Source organism: Acetobacter sp. DmW_136 (assembly GCF_008690365.1).
Lineage (GTDB): Bacteria > Pseudomonadota > Alphaproteobacteria > Acetobacterales > Acetobacteraceae > Acetobacter > Acetobacter oryzifermentans.
Map to the genome: position 1 here is coordinate 17,667 of NZ_VHON01000014.1, position 19,287 is coordinate 36,953.

Here is a 19,287-nt window from a genome sequence, read left to right on the forward strand (position 1 = left end):
ACCGTTCTGTATTGTTGCTCGGAGATGCTACGTGGCATGTTTGCCTCATTCAGTTCCGACATGACGGATCACGACGATGGATAACACGGCGACCGCATTTCACGAGGGCGAACGGCGTGCGCAGGCACTGGCTGGCGTGGCCGCACCTTCGAGCACTTTCATTCGCTCCTTCATGACAGAGCAGCATCGCACGTTCTTTGCATCGCTGCCTTATGTCGTGCTGGGTGCCCTTTCTCCCGACGGCTGGCCGGTTGCAACGCTTGCTACCGGCGTGCCCGGCTTTCTCTCAAGTCCTGACGAGATAACACTTCATCTCGCCTGGCATCCCCTATCAGGAGATCCTGTGGCTGAAGCGCTGGCGCCGGAACGCCCGATCGCGATCCTCGGGATCGAGTTTGCGACACGCCGACGCAACCGCGCCAACGGCACCGTTCTGGCGAACGACGCGGACGGCATCCGGATGCGCGTTCTGCAGAGTTTCGGAAACTGTCCAAAATATATCCGCCCACGTGAGCCACGATCGCTGCTTCGATTACCCGGTGCCGTGGAGAGATATCCGGCACCAGACGCTGAGGCGCGCGACGTCATCATGACCGCCAGCACATTCTTCATCGCCTCCTGCGCATCGTCTGTCGTCCACGGCGGCATGGATGTCTCGCATCGCGGCGGACCATCAGGTTTTGTGCAGCTCAACGGTGATGTCCTGACTGTTCCGGATTACCCAGGTAATCGTTATTTCAACACGTTTGGAAACTTTCTGGAAAATCCTCGGGCTGGTCTTCTCTTCATCAATTTCGACAACGGTGATCTTCTGCATCTGACGGGTGAGGCGTCTGTTTCGTGGAGCGGTGCAGGGCGTTCGTTTGATGTGCGTATTCGAGAGGTGATCCGACGCAGGAAGGCTCTGTCGCTCGGTTGGGTGGAGGGACCTGATATTGGGATCGTATCGTCGAGCCACGACGTATGACCGCAAACCGCATTCGTACTCCACGCATCGTAGAGCGTGTTATGGCGTATGCGTCACTTGGATTGCCACCGCTGTTCTGGGCCGGAAATTTTATCGTCAGCCGTGCGGTTCGCGATCTGACCGCACCCCTGACCCTGTTGACCGTCCGCTGGGTCGTTGCTTTTGTCTGCCTGTCGCCGTTTGCGCTCCCTATCATGCGCCGTGATGCTCCTCGTTATTGGCAGCATCGCTGGCTTATGCTCGGGACGGCGCTTACAGGGATCGTCGGCTTCAATGCCCTGATCTATGTTGGTGTACGAACGACCACGGCGAGCAACGCCCTTCTGATGAACGCGCTGATACCACTCATGATTGTTTTCTTCGGTGCGATCTTTTACCGGCAGCGACTTACACTCGCTCAGGGCGCTGGTCTGATACTTTCGTTGTTGGGCGTGTTCACGCTGGTTCTGCACGGCCAATGGTCACAATGGAGCGCCCTCGCGCTCGTGCCGGGAGATGCTGTTGTCCTTGCTGCGATGGCTTGCTTTGCGTTTTACACGCTCTGGATCCGTCGCCTGCCGGCAGACCTCGACCGGTTGGGTGTGCTGGGTGCTCATATCACGATCGGCGTCTGCCTCCTGTTGCCGCTCTGGTTCATCGCTCCGATAAGTGCGACATCTGCTCATTGGACGATTTCATTTGCCGCAGCTGCCTTATATGTGGGCATTTTTCCGTCCGTTCTGGCCTATTTACTCTACATGCGCGCTGTCAGATTTTTTGGTGCGGAACGTGCAGGCCTGAGCATTCATCTGATCCCGGCCTTTGGAGTCATACTCTCGACGTTGTTTCTTCACGAACGTCTGCATCTCTGGCACGCTACAGGCATTGTAGCGATTGCTTTGGGTCTGGTGTGTTCGTCTTTCCGGCAGGCCTCTGCACCGCCGACCAATGGCGGCGATGTCTCGCACGTTCGGGAAGTATGAGCCCAACGATATGGAGATCACCACACGATTAACTCTGATTGATGAGAGATCAGCATACTTGGGATTTTTGTTGCACTCGTCTTTTCTACTTATATCCGGGATGAAAAATGCAAGAAGTATGATCCCATTTTAGCTTCCATTTTCCACGAGGTAGGGTGGTTCACGACGGGCCAAACGCCCATCTGACAGAGGCCGTTGAAGCCCCAGCGCCTCCTCTGCTGGCGCATTCATCCACACATCCAGCTCATCCGGCTGCGTCAGAATCACCGGCATGGCTTTCGGATGGATGGCTCCAACTTCCCGGTTTGCCTCGGTGGTCAGAAATCCAAACAGGTCATCCGTTGTCTCTCCATCAGCCAGTTTCCGCACGGATGTCCATCGGCACCAGATACCGGCAAAGAAAGCCAGCGGCTCTCCGTCGCTGCGGGCAAACCACACAGGCTGTGATTTCCCATCAGGCAAACGCTCGGGTTCCGAGAACGCTGTCAGCGGAACCAAACAGCGGTGCTCCACCCCTTCCCAGCGCTTCCACCATGCAGATCCCGGATTGCGGATATTGGTCACACCGCGATCCACCTTATGGCCTTTCAGGTAACCGGGGGGAGTCGGCATACCCCAGCGGGCCATGAGCAGTTCACGACCGCCTTCCCCGTTCCTCACAATCGGCGCCATCGTATTCGGGTAGATCTCCGGCAGCGGCTGGAGATTGCCCGTGCGATCCTCAAGAACTTTCGCGATCTCGCGGATCGCCTGCGGGTTGGAAGTCATGGAATAGAGATTGCACATCCGCCTGCTCCCTTACGACCACATGCCGCGTAATCTGGCTGCCATATCGATCCGCACCGACTTCACCGCCTCCTGCCTTGCCTGCTCTTCCGGTTTCACGACAGGCCATGACACGGCTTCGAACAATGGCAGCATGTCCCGGTCGATGAAGCGTGTACGTGAAGCATAGACATGTCGGTCGCCCCGGCTGTGCTGGCCATGCACATAGAAACGCTGCGGCACCATGATATCGAGACTGTCTTTCGCCCTCGTCATGGCCACATAGAGCAGGCGGCGTTCCTCCTCGATATCGTCCTGCTCGCCCGTCGCCAGATCAGACGGAATGCAGCCATCGACTACGTTCATGAGGAACACATTCTTCCACTCCTGCCCCTTGGCGGAATGAATGGTCGAGAGGATCAGATAGTCTTCATCCAGCAACGGCACGCCAGCCTGATCGGACGTGGCATCCGGCGGGTCCAGCGTCAGTTCGGTCAGGAATTTCTCGCGTGACGGGTACCCTCCGGCAATCTGCTCAAGCTGCACCAGATCGGCCAGACGGGTGGAGGCGTCCTCGTGCAGCCGCTCCAGATGTGGCTCATACCAGTACCGCGCGGCTGCAATCTCGCCCGGCCAGCCGACCTGATGGCTGCCGAGAGCGGTCAGCATATTCACGAAACCCGCCCAGACCTCACCACTCCGCTGTGGCGCTTTGACATCCTTCAACGCCTCGAAGGGATGGGCATTCTCGCCCATCGTATCCAGCACGCGCCGGGCTGAACCCGGCCCCACGCCCGGCAGAAGCTGCAATACCCGAAAGCCCGCGATGCGGTCGCGTGGGTTCTGGGCAAAACGCAATAGCGCCAGCATATCTTTCACATGCGCACTGTCGAGAAACTTCAGGCCACCGAATTTCACGAACGGAATATTGCGCCGGGTCAGTTCCACCTCCAGCGTGCCGCTATGGTGCGAAGCCCGGAACAGCACAGCCTGCTGCTTCATTGGTGTTCCGGCCTCACGCTCTTCCAGCACTCGATCGGCAATGTAGTTGGCCTGCGCCGTGTCATCCCAGATAGTGACCAGTCGTGGCTTTTCCTCCGAAGCCCGCTCGGTCCACAGATCCTTGGTGAACCGCTCCGTCGCCTCGCCGATCACCGCATTGGCGGCATCCAGAATGGGTTTCGTGGAACGATAGTTCCTATCCAACGTCACGATGCGCGCCGGGGAATCGAAAGACACTGGAAAATCCAGAATGTTGCGCACGGTCGCCGCCCGGAAGGCATAGATGCTCTGCGCGTCATCACCCACCACCGTCAGGCCTCGGCCATCGGGCTTCATGCCCAGCAGCATCTCCGCCTGCAGCCGGTTGGTGTCCTGATACTCATCGACCAGCACATGATCCCATTTGCCGCCGATATCTGCGGCCAGAACCGGGTTGCTGACCATTTGCGCCCAGCACAGCAGCAGATCGTCATAATCCAGCACGCTCTGCTCCTGTTTCGCCGTGACATAACCGGCGAAAAGCTGTTTCAACTGGGCTTCCCAGCCCGCGCACCACGGATAGTGCTTCAGCAATACATCGGCGAGCGGCGCGCCTGAATTCACCACACGGGAATAGATGGCAAGGCACGTGCCCTTGCCGGGGAACCGCTTCTCGGTTTTGGAAAATTCCAGATCATGGCGGATCAGATTCATCAGGTCAGCGGAATCTTCGCGGTCATGGATCGAAAACGCCGGATCCATGCCGATCTGCTGGGCATACTCCCGCAGCAGCCGCGCACCGATGGAGTGGAACGTCCCAGACCAGGCCAGCGCGTCAGCGAGAGGTCCGGCCTTGTCGCCCAGCACGGTTTTGCAGATGCGTTCTACCCGCCGCGTCATCTCCACACTGGCGCGGCGCGAGAAGGTCAGCAACAGGATGCGGCGCGGATCAGCCCCTGAGGCGATCAGATGCGCGACCCGATGGGCCAGTGTGTTGGTCTTGCCCGAACCAGCCCCGGCGATGACCAGCAGCGGGGATGAATCCGCCCCGCCTGTCGAGACTCCGGTCCCGTGCGTGACAGCCTGTCGCTGGGCCTCATTCAGACGGGACAGATAATCATCGCTGCCCGAAGCAGGAGAAGGTTCTGGATTCAATTCCTTAGCGCACTTTCATCAACGATACTGATCGAACATCGCTAACCAGCATGCCGGATACAGAGCGAATTTGCATTGACTTGCGTAGCATGATTGGAACAAATCAGGAACATATAATCAGGAAATTTGCCTGCATAAGGGACGCCGAGCCGTGACATGACTGCTGAAACCCATAAAAAACCCGGTCTGGAGACGCTGCGGGCCGCGATCAGTCGTCTCGAAGGACAGACCAGTCGCAAGCGTGCCACACTGCCCTTTGGGTTAGCGGAGATCGACCGGAGACTTCCCGGTGGAGGGCTGACTCTCGGAGCCCTGCATGAGATCGCTGGAGGCGGCAACGACGCCCTCAACGCCGCTGCCGCCGCCCGTTTTGCTGCCGGTATCGCCGCACGTACACAAGGTCAGGTGTTATGGATTGTGACAGTTGCCGATCTGTTTACTCCCGCACTTCAGCAGGTTGGCCTTCCACCCTCGCGGGTGCTTTTTGTCGAGAGTGGCACCGATCGTGACGTGCTGGCCTGTTTCGAGGAAGGACTGCGTCATCCGGGCCTGGGCGCGGTGGTCGCCGAAGTCGGTCGCCTGACCATGACGGCTTCGCGCCGGTTGCAACTCGCGGCTGAAAGCGGTGGCGGCATCGGTCTCGCCCTCCGACGGTGGAGACGACAGAGGGATGCCGCTGATTTCGGGCAGCCGACGGCGAGCACCACACGCTGGCGGGTCTCGCTTCTGCCATCGGCGCCGCTGCCGGTTCAGGGGGTAGGGGAGAGCCGCTGGTTGCTGGAACTGATCCGGACACGATCCGGCGAAAGCGCCGACTTCGAGGTGGAGGTACGAAATGGACAGGCAGGATTGCGGATTGCCGGAAGTCCGGACAAAACAGCAGGAGCCGAGGCGAACCACGGTGATCTGGCTTCCGTTCTGGGCCACCGACCGGCTCCGCCGCGAGCAGGGCGACGCCGCGCCTCCGCCTGAACAGCCACTGGTCCTCGCGGGGCGCGAGGGCAGTCGTCGCGTCGTGCTGGCCGCCGACCGCGCTGCCCGTAAAAGCGGGGTGGTGATCGGAATGCCAGTTGCCAAAGCGCAGGCGCTGATTCCGGGCCTGGCGGTTCAGGACGGTCAGCCCGAAGCGGACCGTGCGGCGCTGGAACGGCTGGCGCTGTGGCTGCAGCAGCGGGTCAGTCCCATCGTGGCGGTCGATGCGTCCGGCAAGTCGGCGGACGGGCTGGTTCTCGACACCACCGGAGCCGATCATCTCCTGGGCGGTGAGGCCACAATGTTACGTGACATTGTTCGTCGCCTGAACGGATCCGGTATCACGGCGAGAGCCGCCGTCGCTGATACGCTCGGAGCAGCCTATGCTGTCACGCGCACCACGCCGGGCACGGCGATTGTCGTTCCACCCGGAGAGCACGTCGCTACTCTGGCGGATATGCCGATCGCTGCTCTCCGCCTCCCGACCAACGTCGTTGCCGGAATGGCCGACCTCGGCCTGACTCGGGTCCGCGATCTCGAGAACGCGCCTCGCGCCCCGCTGGTGCTGCGCTTCGGTCCGGAAATCACACGAAGGCTGGATCAGGCCTATGGCAGGGTGGAGGAACCCATCCTGCCGATCCGTCCGGTCGATCCCGTCGCGGTGTCGCGCAACTTCGCCGAGCCAATTGCCGCCGCCGAAACCATCGCGCGCTATATAGGCAAACTGGTGCCGCCGCTCTGCATCGGCCTCGAAGAACGCGGCCTCGGTGCACGGCGACTGGATCTCCTGCTGCATCGTGTCGACAACGCCGTGCAGGCGGTGCGTCTCGCGCTGGCTCGGCCCGTCCGCGATCCGAAGCATCTGCTGCGTCTTCTGTCTGACCAGATTGAGACCATCGAACCCGGGTTTGGCATCGAGCGTATGGAACTGATTGCCATGCTGGCCGAACCAGTGGAGCGGCGCCAGCAGGTCTCATCCCTGATTGAAGAACCGGAGGCCGATCTGTCCGGACTGGTCGATACACTGGCCAACCGGCTGGGCAGCGGGGCGCTTTACCGCGTTGTGCCAGTGGAAAGCGATGTTCCCGAGCGTTCAGTTCAGCGAGTACCGCCGCTTGCGCCAATTCAGGATACGACCTGGCCCGAAGGCTGGCCGCGACCGACCCGTCTGTTGCCGCGACCCGAGCCGATCGAGACCATGGCCATGCTACCCGACCATCCTCCGGTATTTTTCGTCTGGCGAGGCCTGCGCCACAAGGTGAAATGCGCAGACGGGCCGGAGAGAATATTCGGAGAATGGTGGAAAGGTGATGCGGAGCTGACCACGGCGCGGGATTATTTCCGCGTCGAGGATACGTCTGGCGAGCGATTCTGGCTGTTCCGCGCCGGTGACGGCGAACACGGCGAGACCGGATCGCAACGTTGGTTCCTGCATGGGCTCTTCGCATGAGCGCTTCGGCACCGCGCTACGCCGAACTTCAGGTCACGAGCTATTTCTCCTTTCTGCGCGGCGCGTCGTCGCCCGGTGAACTGTTCGGGCAGGCGAAGGCGCTCGGGATCACGGCCCTCGGTGTTACCGACAGGAACACGCTTGCCGGCATCGTTCAGGCGCATCTTGCCGCAAAGGAATTCGGGGTGCGCCTGGTTGTCGGCTGTCGCCTCGATTTGGAGGACGCGCCGCCCGTGCTGGTCTATCCGACCGACCGGGTCGCGTATGGCAAGCTGTGCCGCCTGCTGACGCTCGGCAAGGCCCGGGCGGGGAAGGGGAAGTGCCGCCTGCTCTGGCGTGATCTGGTGGAATGGGGCGAAGGACTGCTCGCCGTGCTGGTGCCGGATGTCGCCGACGAGGAGTGTGCGGCGCATCTGCGGCGGTTGCGGGAGGCGTTCGGTGACCGCGCCTATATGGCGCTCACCCTGCGCCGCCGCCCCAACGACCAGATGCGGCTTTACGACCTGGCCAATCTCGCCCACGCCCAGCGCGTGAAGACTGTCGTCACCAACGACGTGCTGTTCCATACCCATGATCGCCGCATCCTGCAGGACGTCGTCACCTGCATCAGGCACAACACCACCATCGAGCACGCAGGCTTTGCCCGGGAGCGTCACGCCGACCGCTACCTGAAACCACCGCCGGAGATGGCGCGGCTGTTTGCGCGGTATCCTGAGGCGATCGACCGCACGATGGAGATCGTCGAACGTTGCCGGTTCTCTCTGGACGATCTGGCCTATCAGTATCCCGACGAGATCGAGATTCCGGGCCAGACCCCGCAACAGGCGCTGGAGGACCTGACATGGCAGGGGGCGCGGGAGACCTATGGCGGCATAATCCCGCCGGACGTCGAGACGATTTTGCGCCATGAACTCACGCTCATCGGGCGCATGCAATACGCGCCGTATTTCCTGACGGTGCATTCCATCGTTCGTGAAGCGCGGCGACGGGACATTCTCTGCCAGGGACGGGGCTCGGCGGCCAATTCCGCCGTGTGCTTCGTGCTCGGCATCACCGCCATCGACCCATCGCGCACCACGCTCCTGTTCGAGCGGTTCATTTCCGAGGAACGGGGCGAACCACCGGATATCGACGTGGATTTCGAGCATGCTCGACGCGAGGAGATCATCCAGTGGGTCTACGATCATTACGGTCGCGACCGCGCGGCGCTGACCGCCGTGGTGATCCGCTACCGCGCCAAGGGCGCGTTGCGCGACGTCGGCAAGGTGATGGGGCTACCGGAGGACGTGATTGCTCTGTTGAGCAAACAGATCTGGGGCTGGTCGCGGCATGTCGAAGCAGAGAAATTTGCCGAGACCGGGATCGATCTGACCGACCGGTGCATCCGCCTGACGCTGGACCTCGCGCGCTGTCTGATCGGTGTACCGCGCCATCTCTCGCAGCATCCCGGCGGGTTCGTGCTGACCCGCGACCGGCTGGACGAGCTGGTGCCCATCGAGCCGGCGGCGATGGATCAGCGCCAGATCATTGAATGGGACAAGGATGATATCGACGCCCTGAAATTCATGAAGGTCGATATCCTGGCGCTCGGCATGCTGACCTGCATGAAAAAAGGGCTGGACCTGCTCGCTGCGCACAAGGGCCAGCATTTCACGCTTCAGACCATCCCGGCCGAAGACCCCCGGACCTACGCCATGATCCGCAAGGCGGACACCATCGGCGTGTTCCAGATCGAATCCCGCGCGCAGATGTCGATGCTGCCGCGCCTCAAGCCGCGTACCTATTATGATCTGGTGATCGAGGTCGCAATCGTGAGACCCGGCCCGATACAAGGAGATATGGTCCATCCGTATCTACGGCGCAGGGAGGGGCTGGAAGAGCCGGATTATCCGACACCGGAACTGGAGGAGGTGCTCAAGCGCACACTCGGCGTACCGCTGTTTCAGGAGCAGGTGATGCAGGTCGCCATGGTCTGCGCGGACTTCACCGCCGCCGAGGCGGACGGGCTGCGTCGGGCAATGGCGACGTTCAAGAACACCGGCACCGTGTCCCATTTCCAGACCCGTCTGCTCGAAGGCATGACGCGCAAGGGCTATCCGGAAGAGTTCGCGCAGCGCATTTACCAGCAGCTCGAAGGTTTCGGCTCCTACGGTTTTCCGGAAAGCCATGCGGCCAGTTTCGCCATTCTCGCCTATTCGTCGTCCTGGATGAAATGCACCCATCCGGACGTGTTTCTGGCCTCGCTTCTGAATTCCCAGCCGATGGGTTTCTACGCGCCCGCGCAACTGGTGCGCGATGCCCGGGACCACGGCATTGAGGTCAGACCGGTCTGTATAAATTCTTCCCGCTGGGACAGCACTCTTGAAGGCGAGGATGACGATCGCGGCTGTTTCGCGGTGCGGCTGGGGATGAGCCTGGTCAAGGGGCTGGCCAACGCCCATGCGGCGGCGCTCGTGGCGGCGCGGCTACGGCGGCCGTTCGCCTCGATCGACGATCTGTGGCGTCGGGCCGGGGTGCCGCAGGAAGCGCTGGTGCGTCTGGCAGAGGCCGACGCTTTCCGGCCGGCGTTCGGGCTGGCACGGCGCGAGGCGCTGTGGGCGATCAAGGGCCTGCATGACGAACCGCTGCCGCTCTTCGCCGCGGCTGCGCAGTCCCGCGAAACCGACGAGCCGGCGATGGCGCTGGTCCCGATGACCGACGGCGCCGAGGTGGTGGGCGATTACAACCATCTTGGGCTGAGTTTGCGCGCCCACCCCGTGTCGTTCCTGCGGGAGGATCTGCGGCAACGCCGGATCGTGCCCTGCGGCACGGCCATGGTGCTGCGTGACGGTAAACGGGTCGAAGCGGCCGGACTGGTGCTGGTGCGCCAGCGGCCCGGATCCGGCGAGGGGGTGTGTTTCATCACGCTGGAGGACGAGACCGGCATCGCCAATCTGGTCATCTGGCCCGACATCTTCGAGAAATACCGATCGATCATCCTCTCGGCCAGCATGGTGGCCGCCAGGGGGCGCGTCCAGCGCGAGGGGGATGTCGTGCATCTGGTGACGCTGGAACTCACCGATCTGTCCGGATTGCTCCGTCAGGTCGGAGCGCGGGGAGGGGACGACGATCCGGCCAGTTCGGGTCTCGACAGGCTCAGTTTCAGGTCACGGAATTTCCATTAGAAGCACCTTCAGGCTTTTCCTTGACACCCATTTTGGCTACCGTGGTCAGTGGCGTGTGGAAACGCTTTTTGCACTGGGCGGCCTCCTATGTCGGGTGGCCTGCCAAATAGAACACCTGGACCTATGGTCTCGCGGTGAACGGCTTCGGTTGTCCACTGTAGGGAAATAGGCAGGAGGTGGATACGCCCAGCGCAAAACACCTTTCCAACCGCCCGACGCCAGGGAATGGCGGGGTGAATTGCGCGTTAACAGAATTGTACCGACCGGTCACTCCTTGCGTCGATCATTGATTTCGTTTTGTCTCCAAACTTGATGCGCCGGGGACAGGTGATCTGCTCCGGCGGAAGAAACCAAGGAACGACCGGTTATGACATTACCAATACTCTACAACTGTCCCCCATCGGGAAACTGCTACAAGGTTCGGCTGTTCGCAGCGCTGACGGGCATTGAACTTGACATTCAGGATGTCGACCTTGTGGCAGGAGCACATAAAACAGCCGCGTTCACCGCCCTCAACCCCTGGCAGCAGGTACCGGTCCTGCAGGACGGAGAGACCGTGATCTGGGATTCTCAGGCCATTCTCGTCTATCTGGCGGAAAAATACGGCAAGACAGACTGGTGGCCGGCAGATCCGGCAACCCGGGCAGCCGTCATCGAGTGGCTGTCGGTGAGCGTCAATGAAATCCAGCATGGTCCGGCAGACGCACGGCTTGTGAAATTGTTCGACTATCCCCTGCGTTACGACGATGCCGTACGTAACAGCCAGCGAACGCTCAAGGTCATTGACCAGCATCTGAGCACCCAGAAATGGCTGTCAGCAGACCGACCCACTATCGCGGATTGTGCCGCCTATCCGTATCTCGCACTGGCGCCGGAGGGCGACATCGCCCTTGATCCTTACCCGTCATTACGGCGCTGGATCGATAACATGGAAAAGCTGCCGGGCTATGTTCCCGTTGATCACTAAGCGATTTTACGCATGGCTACATCCGTGCCCGTTCTTTCCTCATGGGGAAAGCCGTGCACCTCGAAGCGGCTATGAAGAGGGAAAGTGAAGTTGGGAATTCCGTGACGGGTTGAGAGGGTAGGAGAGAGTCTCCTGTCCGCCCGTCATGGAGTTTTTCGCCATGGCAACCGCCGTTTCCAAAATCGCGCTCAGTTCCTCGCGTGACATTCCGTTCAACAAGCTGGTCCTGTCCCAAGCCAATGTCCGGCGTGTGAAGTCCGGTCTTTCGATCGATGAACTGGCCAAGGATATCGAGCGCCGCGGGCTGTTGCAGAGCCTGAATGTCCGCCCCGTCCTCGACGACAGCGGGGCCGAGACCGGCACCTACGAAGTCCCGGCTGGCGGGCGACGTTTTCGCGCGCTCGAACTGCTGGTGAAGCAGAAGAAGCTGAACAAGACCGCCCCGGTGCCCTGCGTCGTGCGCGAGGCAGGATCGTCCATACTCGCCGAGGATGATTCTCTCGCCGAAAACGTCCAGCGCGTGGCCCTGCATCCGCTGGATCAGTTCCGGGCCTTCCGCGACATGCTCGAAAAAGGCATGTCCGAGGAGGAAATCGCGGCGGCGTTCTTCGTGCCGGTCACGGTCGTCAAGCAGCGTCTACGCCTGATGAGCGTCTCCGAAAAGCTGCTGGACGTCTACGAACAGGACGGCATGCGGCTTGAGCAACTCATGGCGTTTTCCATCAGCGATGACGCGGCGCGTCAGGAGCAGGTCTGGGAAATCGTCGCCCAGAGCCATAATCGCGAACCTTACGTCATTCGCCGGATGCTGACGGAAAAGGCAGTCAGGGCGTCGGATGCTCGTGCGCGGTTTGTCGGTCTGGACGCCTATGTCGCGGCAGGCGGTCACGTCATGCGCGACCTGTTCGAAGCCGATGATGGAGGCTGGCTGCAGGATCCTGTCATTCTCGACCGCCTCGTGATGGAGAAACTACAGGCCGCCACCGAGCAGGTCAGGGCCGAAGGCTGGAAATGGGTCGAGACAGCCCTGTCGTTCCCCTGGGGGCACACCCGCCACCTGATCGAGATCGACGGGACGCTGGCGCTGCTGTCCGAGGAAGAGACCGCACGTCTGGCCGTCCTGCGTGCGGAGCAGGAAACCATAGAAGCCGAATACGCCGAGGCCGAGGAACTGCCCGACGAAATCGATCATCGCCTTGGCGAGATTGAACAGGCCATCGAAGCCCTTGAAACCCGTCCCGCAATTTTCGATCCGGGCGACATCGTGCGGGGTGGGGCCTTCGTCAGCCTCGACAGTGACGGCACGCTGCTGATCGAGCGCGGGTTCGCCCATCCGGAAGACCTTGAAGATGAAAACCTCTCCGACGCGCACGATCCTGCGGCAGCCCTGGAAGACGGCGACGCTCCCGAAGACCATGCTGACAACGCGACCACCGATGCGACAGGACAGCACATCGCGTCCGACGACGCCGAAGACGAGGATGATCTCCGCCGCCCCATCCCGGATCGCCTGCTCTCCGAACTGACCGCATGGCGGACGCTGGCCCTGCGGGACGCGTTTGCCAGCAACCCTGATGTGGCGCTGACCGAATTCCTGCACACGCTCTGCCTCAGCCTGTTCCGCGACGATCGCAGCGGTGCCTGCCTCGAAGGCGGGGTGCGCGTTGTCGGGTTCCCGATCCAGGCGCCCGATCTGGGCAGCAGTCTGGCGGCCCATGCCCTGCGCGCGCGGCACGAAGGATGGAAGCAGGATCTCCCGCAGGACGAGGACGAACTCTGGGCGTGGCTGGATCGGCTGGATGAGACCAGTCGTTCGGCCCTTCTCGCGCACTGCCTCTCTTTCGGGGTGAATGCCCTGTTCGAGAAGGTCAATCCGCACGGGTCAGTTTCTCCGCGCGCGATTGAGCGCCGACTGGCCCGCAGCAACCGGCTGGCATCGGCCCTGCGCCTTGATCCGGTCGAGGCGGGCTGGCAGCCGACGGTCGAAAACTATCTCGGTCGCGTGACCAAGCCGCATATTCTGGACGCCGTGCGCGAAGCACGCGGTGAACAGGCGGCGGGGCTGATCGCGCATCTCAAGAAAGCGGATATGGCCCGTGAGGCGGAACGGCTGCTCGAAGGTTTCGGCTGGTTGCCCGAAGCACTGCGTGCGGGGCTGCCTGAGCATGCCGCGCCTGACGAGGAACAGAACCACACAGCGGAAGACGTGGAACTGCCGGCCTTCCTGAACGCCGAGATCGCCGCTGAATAACCATTTCCCAACCACTCAGGGCCGTGATCCCGAGGTTCGCGGAGTCACGGCCCGCCCTTTCTTCCAACTGTATGATCCGATGGAGCTTGTCATGTCAGAAACATCAGGCGTCCCCGCCACCCCTGAAGCTGCCCCGGTTGACTATACGCTGCGCTGGCAACGTCACGAAGCAGCGCAGAGAGATGCGGCGGTGCAGAACCGGCGGATTGTATTCGCCACACTCGCCCTTCACGGCATCACCCAGGTCAAGGTCTCCTTTAATGGCGAGGGGGACAGCGGCCAAATAGAGGATATCACTGTCACGCCCGAAGACCAGGCCGACATTCTTCAGCGCGAAATTGCCATGAAGACCACGTCATGGCCCGATGCTGACGTTACCCAGGTGTCCGGCTCCCTCAACGATGCGATCGAGAATGTCTGTTACGACGCCCTTGCACAGACGCATGGCGGCTGGGAAAATAATGATGGCGCATATGGCGATATCATTTTTGACGTGCCTGAGCGAACCGTCACGCTTGAATTCAACGAGCGCTATACGTCCTCGGAATATTACGAACATAGCTGGACAGAGGAGGCCGACCATGGCGCATAGTTATCATCATGCCCTCTCTTCCGTGCGGCAGTGGGGTGGAACGGTAGACGATTTCCTGCCAATTCATGACTTCTTCGACGAGTCCAAGCGGATATCGGCAGACTTCCGTCACAGGGCCTTGCGGCATCATGCTGAAGGGATCTACCTCGCGGAGCGGATATTTGGTGTCACCCTTACGCTTTCAACGGGCAGGGTCGTGCCCGTCCGGCTGATCGGTGAGCAGCATATGCGCGAAGATTTCGGCTTTATCCCGAGTTTTGTAGACTGGCTGAAGGAAATCCGGCCGCAACCGTGGATGGGACGGGCGAAGTCTCTGCATCAGATGCTGGAGACCGACCTCGACAACTCATGATAACGTTCTGAACACTCTATTATTCTCTATGGTCATGACGCGGCTTTCGGTCTCCGGAAGCCGCATTTTTTCATGTTGGTCATGCCCTGAAGAGGGAGAGGGCGGCTTCGCCTTTTGTGCCGAATATCCGGCGCAAGAGGAGAGTTTCCATGACCATGACCGTTCTTCCTTCAGCCCGTCCCGCCAGCGGGTTTCGTATTGATCCTTCCCGTGGCCGGGTTGACCACCGTGTGGCGTCCGAGTGGTATTCCCGGCCCGATGACGAGCGTTATCTCTCACTCGCTGATCTGCACGCGGCGACCCTGAGCCGTGCGGAACGGGCGACAGCGCGCACGGTGGAGAGCCGCGCCATCCGCGTGGACGCGTCACGCGACAACGCCGAGCGGCTGACCCTGTCTGTCCCCGGCCAGAGTGCGCCGGTTGCGCCGACCCATTGGTCTTTCGGGCAACTGTGCAGCCTTGTTAGCGCGCCGTCGTCTTACCTGCGTAATCTTCCGGCTCCGCTAGCCGCGATCAACTTACAGCATGGGTTGCTGTCCCATCGGGCGGAACTGGTCAAGACGCTGGAGACCGGCGACGGCCGTGTCGAATTGCGGGCCGTGACCGGGCCGGATTACGGCCGGATCTGGGACCACGAGCTTGTGGGTGCGGTGCGAAAAATTGCCGGTAATGGAACAGGGGATACGAACTGGAAAGTACCGGGTGTCATTGACTGGGCGACCATGACCCATAATCCGCATGTGGACATCACGAAGGAAACCACAACCCTGTATGCCTCGGACAGGGACGTTTTCCTGTTTCTCGTCGATGATACGCATCCGATCGAGGCGGGACGGCTGCCAAATGGCGATCCTGATCTTTTCTTCAGGGGGTTTTACGCATGGAATTCCGAAGTCGGTAGCAAAAGCCTCGGTATTGCCTCTTTCTACTTGCGCGGTGTGTGCCAGAACCGGTTGATCTGGGGGCAGGAAAATCTGCAGCAGATCACGATCCGGCACAGCAAGTTTGCGGCCTCCCGCTTTGTCCAACAGGCTGCACCTGCGCTGCGGAATTTCGCAAACGCCAGCACAGCATCGTTCGTTTCCGGAATTCAGGAATCACGCAAGCAGATCGTAGCCCGTGACGAGGACGACCGCGAGCGTTTTCTGCGCCGACAGGGCTTCTCGAAACCCGAGACGGCGAAAATCATCGAGACGGTCCTGCATGAGGAAGGCCGGCCACCGGAAAGCGTGTTCGATTTCGTGCAGGGTATTACGGCCTTTGCCCGCACAAAGAGCAATCAGGACACGCGGCTCGATCTGGAAGGCAAGGCCCGCAAGCTCATGGAGCGGGTCTGATCTTCCAGCTGCATTTTTCATCGTTGCCTTTGCGAAAGCCCGGATTTGTTCCGGGCTTTTTCTGTATGGAGGGTCCGAAAATGGCCGATTATTTTACGCATTTCTCCTGCCTTCTCGACGTAAGAACACATGAAAACGCGCTCAAAGCGCTGGAACTCTATCGGAACGAGACGGAGGATGAAGATGGTTTTTGTCTCTCTGACGGGTTCTCCCTTCTGCTGTCTAGGGAAGGCTCTTCTGAATTGTGGATCCATGATGAGTCTGGCGGCGACCCGGAATGCGTCATCGCATTCGTGCTGAAATGCGCGGAAGCGTTTTCACTCTCCGGTTTGTGGGGAATGGAGTATGCAAATACCTGTTCGCGTCCCCGTCTCGACGCTTTCGGGGGTGGCGCGCATCTCATTGATCTTGGGGCGGGTAAATCCGTCGGCTGGACCAGCACCAACGAATGGCTGGCCGGTGCTCTCGAAGGAGATGATCCTGATGCCTGAGATCCTCTCCGTCACCGTTTATCAGATCGATGAACTGTCCGCTGCCGCTCGCGAAAAAGCCCGTTGCTGGTATCGGGATACTCTGGACGCTTTTCCCTGGTGGGATGCTGTCTATGAGGACTTTCTGCGCATATGCGCCGTAATCGGGGTGGACGTTGCGACGGTATCACGGCGTTCGACAGGCCCGTCCAGCGTATGCGATCCCTGCATCTATTTCCGGGGGTTTTCCAGTCAGGGGGACGGCGCCTCGTTCGAGGGTGTCTACAAATATGCGCCGCGTGCGTCCCATAAAATCCGTCAGTACGCGCCGCAGGACGAGGCGCTTCATGCCATTGCAGACCAGCTAACTGCGCTCCAGAGGTGGAATTTCTACCAGCTGACCGCGCGGATTACCCAACGCGGCCTCTATTACCATGAATATACGATGCGGATCGACGTCAGTCGCGACAGCCCGTCGGATCAGGATATGACGGCTGACGCGGAGGAAGGGGTTACCGAGGCCCTGCGCGATCTGGCACGCTGGCTGTATCGTTCTCTTGAACGCGAATGGGACTATCAAACCACCGATGGGGTGATTGATGACGCCATCCGCGCCAATCGATATACGTTTACCGTAGGAGGAGACCGGTTTTCATGATTGGCAAAGATGCAAGCTAGATACGTGGAGACAATAAATGCGCGAGACTGGAGAGCATGTGCCAAAAATGTATCCCGGATATTTTAGCCGAAAAATATCCCACCCCCCACACAGTAAGAGCGGCACGTAACAAAATAATAAAAGCGCATAGCAGAGGAGGAAATCCCTCCATAGATTTTGATGTAGTAAGTAAGCACAAGAATAAATAGAACTGAGATCCTAGGTATTTTATAAATCCAGAGAATGAGGAATATGTGTTGGACCACGCATTAAAATTAATGCCTCGGGCAAATATTTCTTGGCGTCGTATACGTCCTTTTTCCCACTGATTTTCTGTCGTTAATAGAAACTCGCGCGCGATAGCTGAAAGCGCATGGGCGAAGAAAAACATGTCCATGCCCATGATGATCATATTACCTGATATGGAAGACCATTCCTGCGGCTGCGCAATATGAGGCAAGCAAAGGTAGAGCGCGATCGTGGTCAGGCCGCTCGTCAAGATGCCCCTGAAGAAGGGGCGGATAAATTCAGGCCCCCCTCTGACGAGACCGTACCAGGTTCCGGCTGCAGCTACGGAGGCGACATAGACCCAGATCGGAAACTGGCCGCAATCCGGATGTTTGTCAGTCCACAGGAATGCCATAAGTGTAAGGACGGCGGGTGCGGTGACAGTTTCATCAACGGTTTCAGACCGCTTGCCAATGCGGAGCAGCCAACGGACGATCCTGCCGGTTTTTCCTTTGGAAAAGTGATAATCTTTATCGTCGTTGTCTTTATTTCGGTCGTTTTCTATTTGGTTCGACATCGTTCTTTTCATCTACATGATTTTCGGTTTCTTTAATGGCGGCATAGAGACTCTGTACTGACGCCATCGCCGTGTCGTAGGTGAAATGTTCGCCGTAAACCATGGATGCCTGAAACCGATCGAAGGAATCACGACATTCTGAATTCGTCATAAGATAGGCTAACGCCTGTTCGGTGCCTGCCTCCGGGTCTGCGGCATACGCAGGGAACCACCTCTTAAACTGCTCTGCGTCACTGACCATGATCTGTCTGGCAAGTGTCGAGACGCGAGGCAGATCGAGATGGGGTAGGATGCAATGCAGGTCGTAGACGTGCCGGATCAGGAAGCGGTCATAAGCGTCTGTTTTCCGTCCTTCCAGATAACCTGCTGTCCGACGGGTCAGGGCCACGAATTTCTCTGCAGCGGTCTCGTCCACGGAAATGCAGGTGATCTGCTGTATCTCTGGTTCGCAATTCGTCGCCTCGCTGACGAACGACCGGACCGATCTTTCGACGGTCGGGAGAGCGGCGGGGGCATATGTCAGTTCGACGAGAAGGTGCGGGCGCAGTTCGACGTCTTCGCCCGTGCTGTCCGCATAGCTCAGCTCGGCGCAGATATAGTGGTTTTCATTTTTCGCGGAAATGACCGGATCGGGAAACCCGAGGTCTGCGGTGATTTTTCTGATGGTCTCCTTCAGGGCGCCCAGAATTTTCCGGGCCGCATTCTTACTCGACGGCAGCGGTGTAATCGCGATCTTCAGATCCACGTCTTCCGACATTCTGGCGACCAGCCGATGAGCACGAGCAAGGCACGTGCCGCCAGCAAAAACCAGACTTATCCCTTGAGGGAGGTCCGTATGCTGAAGTGCTGCCAGCACCTCGACAACGCGGTAGTCCTTTTCCACGAGAGATGCTGATGACAGGTCAAGCGCATCGGCAACCTCAGCGAGCAGATCAGGCGTAAGGCTTTTCAAACCGCGCCTCGAGGTTTCGGTAGCGCAGTTTCCGGTTGAACCGGCTCTGGACTTCGAAGACCGGATTGGCCTGAACCTGTGTCGTGCGTCCGTTATTGTACTGTTGGACCGCATCGGACTCCCGCCAGTTGACCTTCAGTTTGCTGAGAGTCTGACGTACGGCTCCATCAAAGCCGCCGCGGACGGCAAGCATCGGGCGACCAGTCAGGCCGTTCGTTTTCACGCGGGCGTAGACCCCGTAGCCCAGACGCGCGATCTCGCCTTCGACAATGAGCTGTCGAAGGGCTCTTTTGACACTGTCATATTCGCCAAGGTCGGCGAAGTCACGCGGCACGAAGACGTCGCTGCGTGCGCGGCGAATGCGTGTCTTCAGCCGATCTTTCAGTGTTCTGGTGCGACGTGGCTGGGTCATGATGACCTCAATGGACCTCCCTGATGCTCCTGCACAGTAACAGAAACAGGACATTCCGATCCACAAAAATAGGAC

General features: G+C 59.8%; 17 protein-coding genes. 12 read left to right on the plus strand and 5 right to left on the minus strand.

Features of this window, described 5'->3' with window-relative positions; translation table 11 throughout:
* Positions 1-76: 76 nt before the first annotated feature.
* Both FKW31_RS06105 and FKW31_RS06110 read left to right on the plus strand, forming a co-directional pair.
* A complete protein-coding gene (locus FKW31_RS06105; RefSeq protein WP_035378712.1) occupies positions 77-967 on the plus strand; it encodes a pyridoxamine 5'-phosphate oxidase family protein in 891 nt (296 codons plus the stop codon).
* The gene (locus tag FKW31_RS06110) at positions 964-1,929 is read left to right on the plus strand and encodes a DMT family transporter (protein WP_035378710.1); all 966 of its coding nucleotides are present in this window, start codon (positions 964-966) and stop codon (positions 1,927-1,929) included. The genes FKW31_RS06105 and FKW31_RS06110 overlap by 4 nt, the downstream gene beginning before the upstream one ends.
* Before the next feature lie 129 nt (positions 1,930-2,058).
* On the opposite strand, the gene FKW31_RS06115 is transcribed toward FKW31_RS06110, so the two are convergent.
* A complete protein-coding gene (locus tag FKW31_RS06115) occupies positions 2,059-2,715 on the minus strand; it encodes an SOS response-associated peptidase (RefSeq protein ID WP_035378708.1) in 657 nt (218 codons plus the stop codon).
* A gap of 12 nt (positions 2,716-2,727) precedes the next feature.
* Positions 2,728-4,830: an ATP-dependent helicase gene (locus tag FKW31_RS06120; RefSeq protein ID WP_052051223.1), complete on the minus strand. Its 2,103-nt coding sequence runs from the start codon at positions 4,828-4,830 to the stop codon at positions 2,728-2,730.
* Between the two features lie 156 nt (positions 4,831-4,986).
* Here FKW31_RS06120 and FKW31_RS06125 point away from each other — a divergent pair, with 156 nt between their 5' ends.
* From FKW31_RS06125 to FKW31_RS06170, 10 genes are all read left to right on the plus strand, one after another.
* A complete protein-coding gene (locus FKW31_RS06125) occupies positions 4,987-5,802 on the plus strand; it encodes an ImuA family protein (protein WP_232877465.1) in 816 nt (271 codons plus the stop codon).
* 7 nt (positions 5,803-5,809) lie between these two features.
* A complete protein-coding gene (locus FKW31_RS06130) occupies positions 5,810-7,252 on the plus strand; it encodes a DNA polymerase Y family protein (RefSeq protein ID WP_228120640.1) in 1,443 nt (480 codons plus the stop codon).
* The gene (locus FKW31_RS06135) at positions 7,249-10,416 is read left to right on the plus strand and encodes an error-prone DNA polymerase (RefSeq protein ID WP_086898285.1); all 3,168 of its coding nucleotides are present in this window, start codon (positions 7,249-7,251) and stop codon (positions 10,414-10,416) included. The genes FKW31_RS06130 and FKW31_RS06135 overlap by 4 nt, the downstream gene beginning before the upstream one ends.
* Before the next feature lie 367 nt (positions 10,417-10,783).
* Positions 10,784-11,383 (plus strand): glutathione S-transferase family protein, encoded by a 600-nt coding sequence (locus FKW31_RS06140; protein WP_035378701.1) that lies wholly within the window; start codon positions 10,784-10,786, stop codon positions 11,381-11,383.
* A 160-nt stretch (positions 11,384-11,543) separates the two neighbouring features.
* Positions 11,544-13,634: a ParB/RepB/Spo0J family partition protein gene (locus FKW31_RS06145; RefSeq protein WP_035378751.1), complete on the plus strand. Its 2,091-nt coding sequence runs from the start codon at positions 11,544-11,546 to the stop codon at positions 13,632-13,634.
* A 91-nt stretch (positions 13,635-13,725) separates the two neighbouring features.
* On the plus strand, positions 13,726-14,226 hold the full coding sequence (locus FKW31_RS06150; RefSeq protein ID WP_035378699.1) for a DUF6878 family protein: 501 nt from the start codon (positions 13,726-13,728) through the stop codon (positions 14,224-14,226).
* Positions 14,216-14,578: a DUF6915 family protein gene (locus FKW31_RS06155; protein WP_035378696.1), complete on the plus strand. Its 363-nt coding sequence runs from the start codon at positions 14,216-14,218 to the stop codon at positions 14,576-14,578. The genes FKW31_RS06150 and FKW31_RS06155 overlap by 11 nt, the downstream gene beginning before the upstream one ends.
* 149 nt (positions 14,579-14,727) lie before the next feature.
* A complete protein-coding gene (locus FKW31_RS06160) occupies positions 14,728-15,915 on the plus strand; it encodes a DUF932 domain-containing protein (RefSeq protein WP_035378694.1) in 1,188 nt (395 codons plus the stop codon).
* 80 nt (positions 15,916-15,995) lie between these two features.
* Positions 15,996-16,406 carry a hypothetical protein gene (locus tag FKW31_RS06165; protein WP_035378692.1) on the plus strand — a complete coding sequence of 137 codons (411 nt, stop codon included), beginning with the start codon at positions 15,996-15,998 and terminating at the stop codon, positions 16,404-16,406.
* Positions 16,399-17,043, plus strand: coding sequence for a hypothetical protein (locus tag FKW31_RS06170; RefSeq protein WP_035378691.1), 645 nt, complete (start codon positions 16,399-16,401; stop codon positions 17,041-17,043). Before FKW31_RS06165 ends, FKW31_RS06170 begins: the two co-directional genes overlap by 8 nt.
* Before the next feature lie 16 nt (positions 17,044-17,059).
* Here FKW31_RS06170 and FKW31_RS06175 read toward each other — a convergent pair whose 3' ends face one another.
* From FKW31_RS06175 to FKW31_RS16010, 3 genes are read right to left on the minus strand one after another with little or no spacing between them, the layout of a single operon-like run.
* Positions 17,060-17,848, minus strand: coding sequence for a hypothetical protein (locus FKW31_RS06175; protein WP_035378688.1), 789 nt, complete (start codon positions 17,846-17,848; stop codon positions 17,060-17,062).
* A complete protein-coding gene (locus tag FKW31_RS06180) occupies positions 17,817-18,800 on the minus strand; it encodes a nucleotidyl transferase AbiEii/AbiGii toxin family protein (RefSeq protein WP_052051222.1) in 984 nt (327 codons plus the stop codon). Before FKW31_RS06180 ends, FKW31_RS06175 begins: the two co-directional genes overlap by 32 nt.
* Entirely contained in the window at positions 18,781-19,212 is a 432-nt protein-coding gene (locus FKW31_RS16010; RefSeq protein WP_035378686.1) for a hypothetical protein, read from the minus strand. The genes FKW31_RS06180 and FKW31_RS16010 overlap by 20 nt, the downstream gene beginning before the upstream one ends.
* Positions 19,213-19,287: the final 75 nt, after the last annotated feature.

Coding starts and splice junctions, on each gene's coding strand:
- FKW31_RS06105 (WP_035378712.1), top strand. CDS start 77: ATGGATAACACGGCGACCGCATTTCACGAGGGCGAACGGCGTGCGCAG.
- FKW31_RS06110 (WP_035378710.1), top strand. CDS start 964: ATGACCGCAAACCGCATTCGTACTCCACGCATCGTAGAGCGTGTTATG.
- FKW31_RS06115 (WP_035378708.1), bottom strand. CDS start 2,715: ATGTGCAATCTCTATTCCATGACTTCCAACCCGCAGGCGATCCGCGAG.
- FKW31_RS06125 (WP_232877465.1), top strand. CDS start 4,987: ATGACTGCTGAAACCCATAAAAAACCCGGTCTGGAGACGCTGCGGGCC.
- FKW31_RS06135 (WP_086898285.1), top strand. CDS start 7,249: ATGAGCGCTTCGGCACCGCGCTACGCCGAACTTCAGGTCACGAGCTAT.
- FKW31_RS06140 (WP_035378701.1), top strand. CDS start 10,784: ATGACATTACCAATACTCTACAACTGTCCCCCATCGGGAAACTGCTAC.
- FKW31_RS06145 (WP_035378751.1), top strand. CDS start 11,544: ATGGCAACCGCCGTTTCCAAAATCGCGCTCAGTTCCTCGCGTGACATT.
- FKW31_RS06150 (WP_035378699.1), top strand. CDS start 13,726: ATGTCAGAAACATCAGGCGTCCCCGCCACCCCTGAAGCTGCCCCGGTT.
- FKW31_RS06155 (WP_035378696.1), top strand. CDS start 14,216: ATGGCGCATAGTTATCATCATGCCCTCTCTTCCGTGCGGCAGTGGGGT.
- FKW31_RS06160 (WP_035378694.1), top strand. CDS start 14,728: ATGACCATGACCGTTCTTCCTTCAGCCCGTCCCGCCAGCGGGTTTCGT.
- FKW31_RS06165 (WP_035378692.1), top strand. CDS start 15,996: ATGGCCGATTATTTTACGCATTTCTCCTGCCTTCTCGACGTAAGAACA.
- FKW31_RS06170 (WP_035378691.1), top strand. CDS start 16,399: ATGCCTGAGATCCTCTCCGTCACCGTTTATCAGATCGATGAACTGTCC.
- FKW31_RS06175 (WP_035378688.1), bottom strand. CDS start 17,848: ATGTCGAACCAAATAGAAAACGACCGAAATAAAGACAACGACGATAAA.
- FKW31_RS16010 (WP_035378686.1), bottom strand. CDS start 19,212: ATGACCCAGCCACGTCGCACCAGAACACTGAAAGATCGGCTGAAGACA.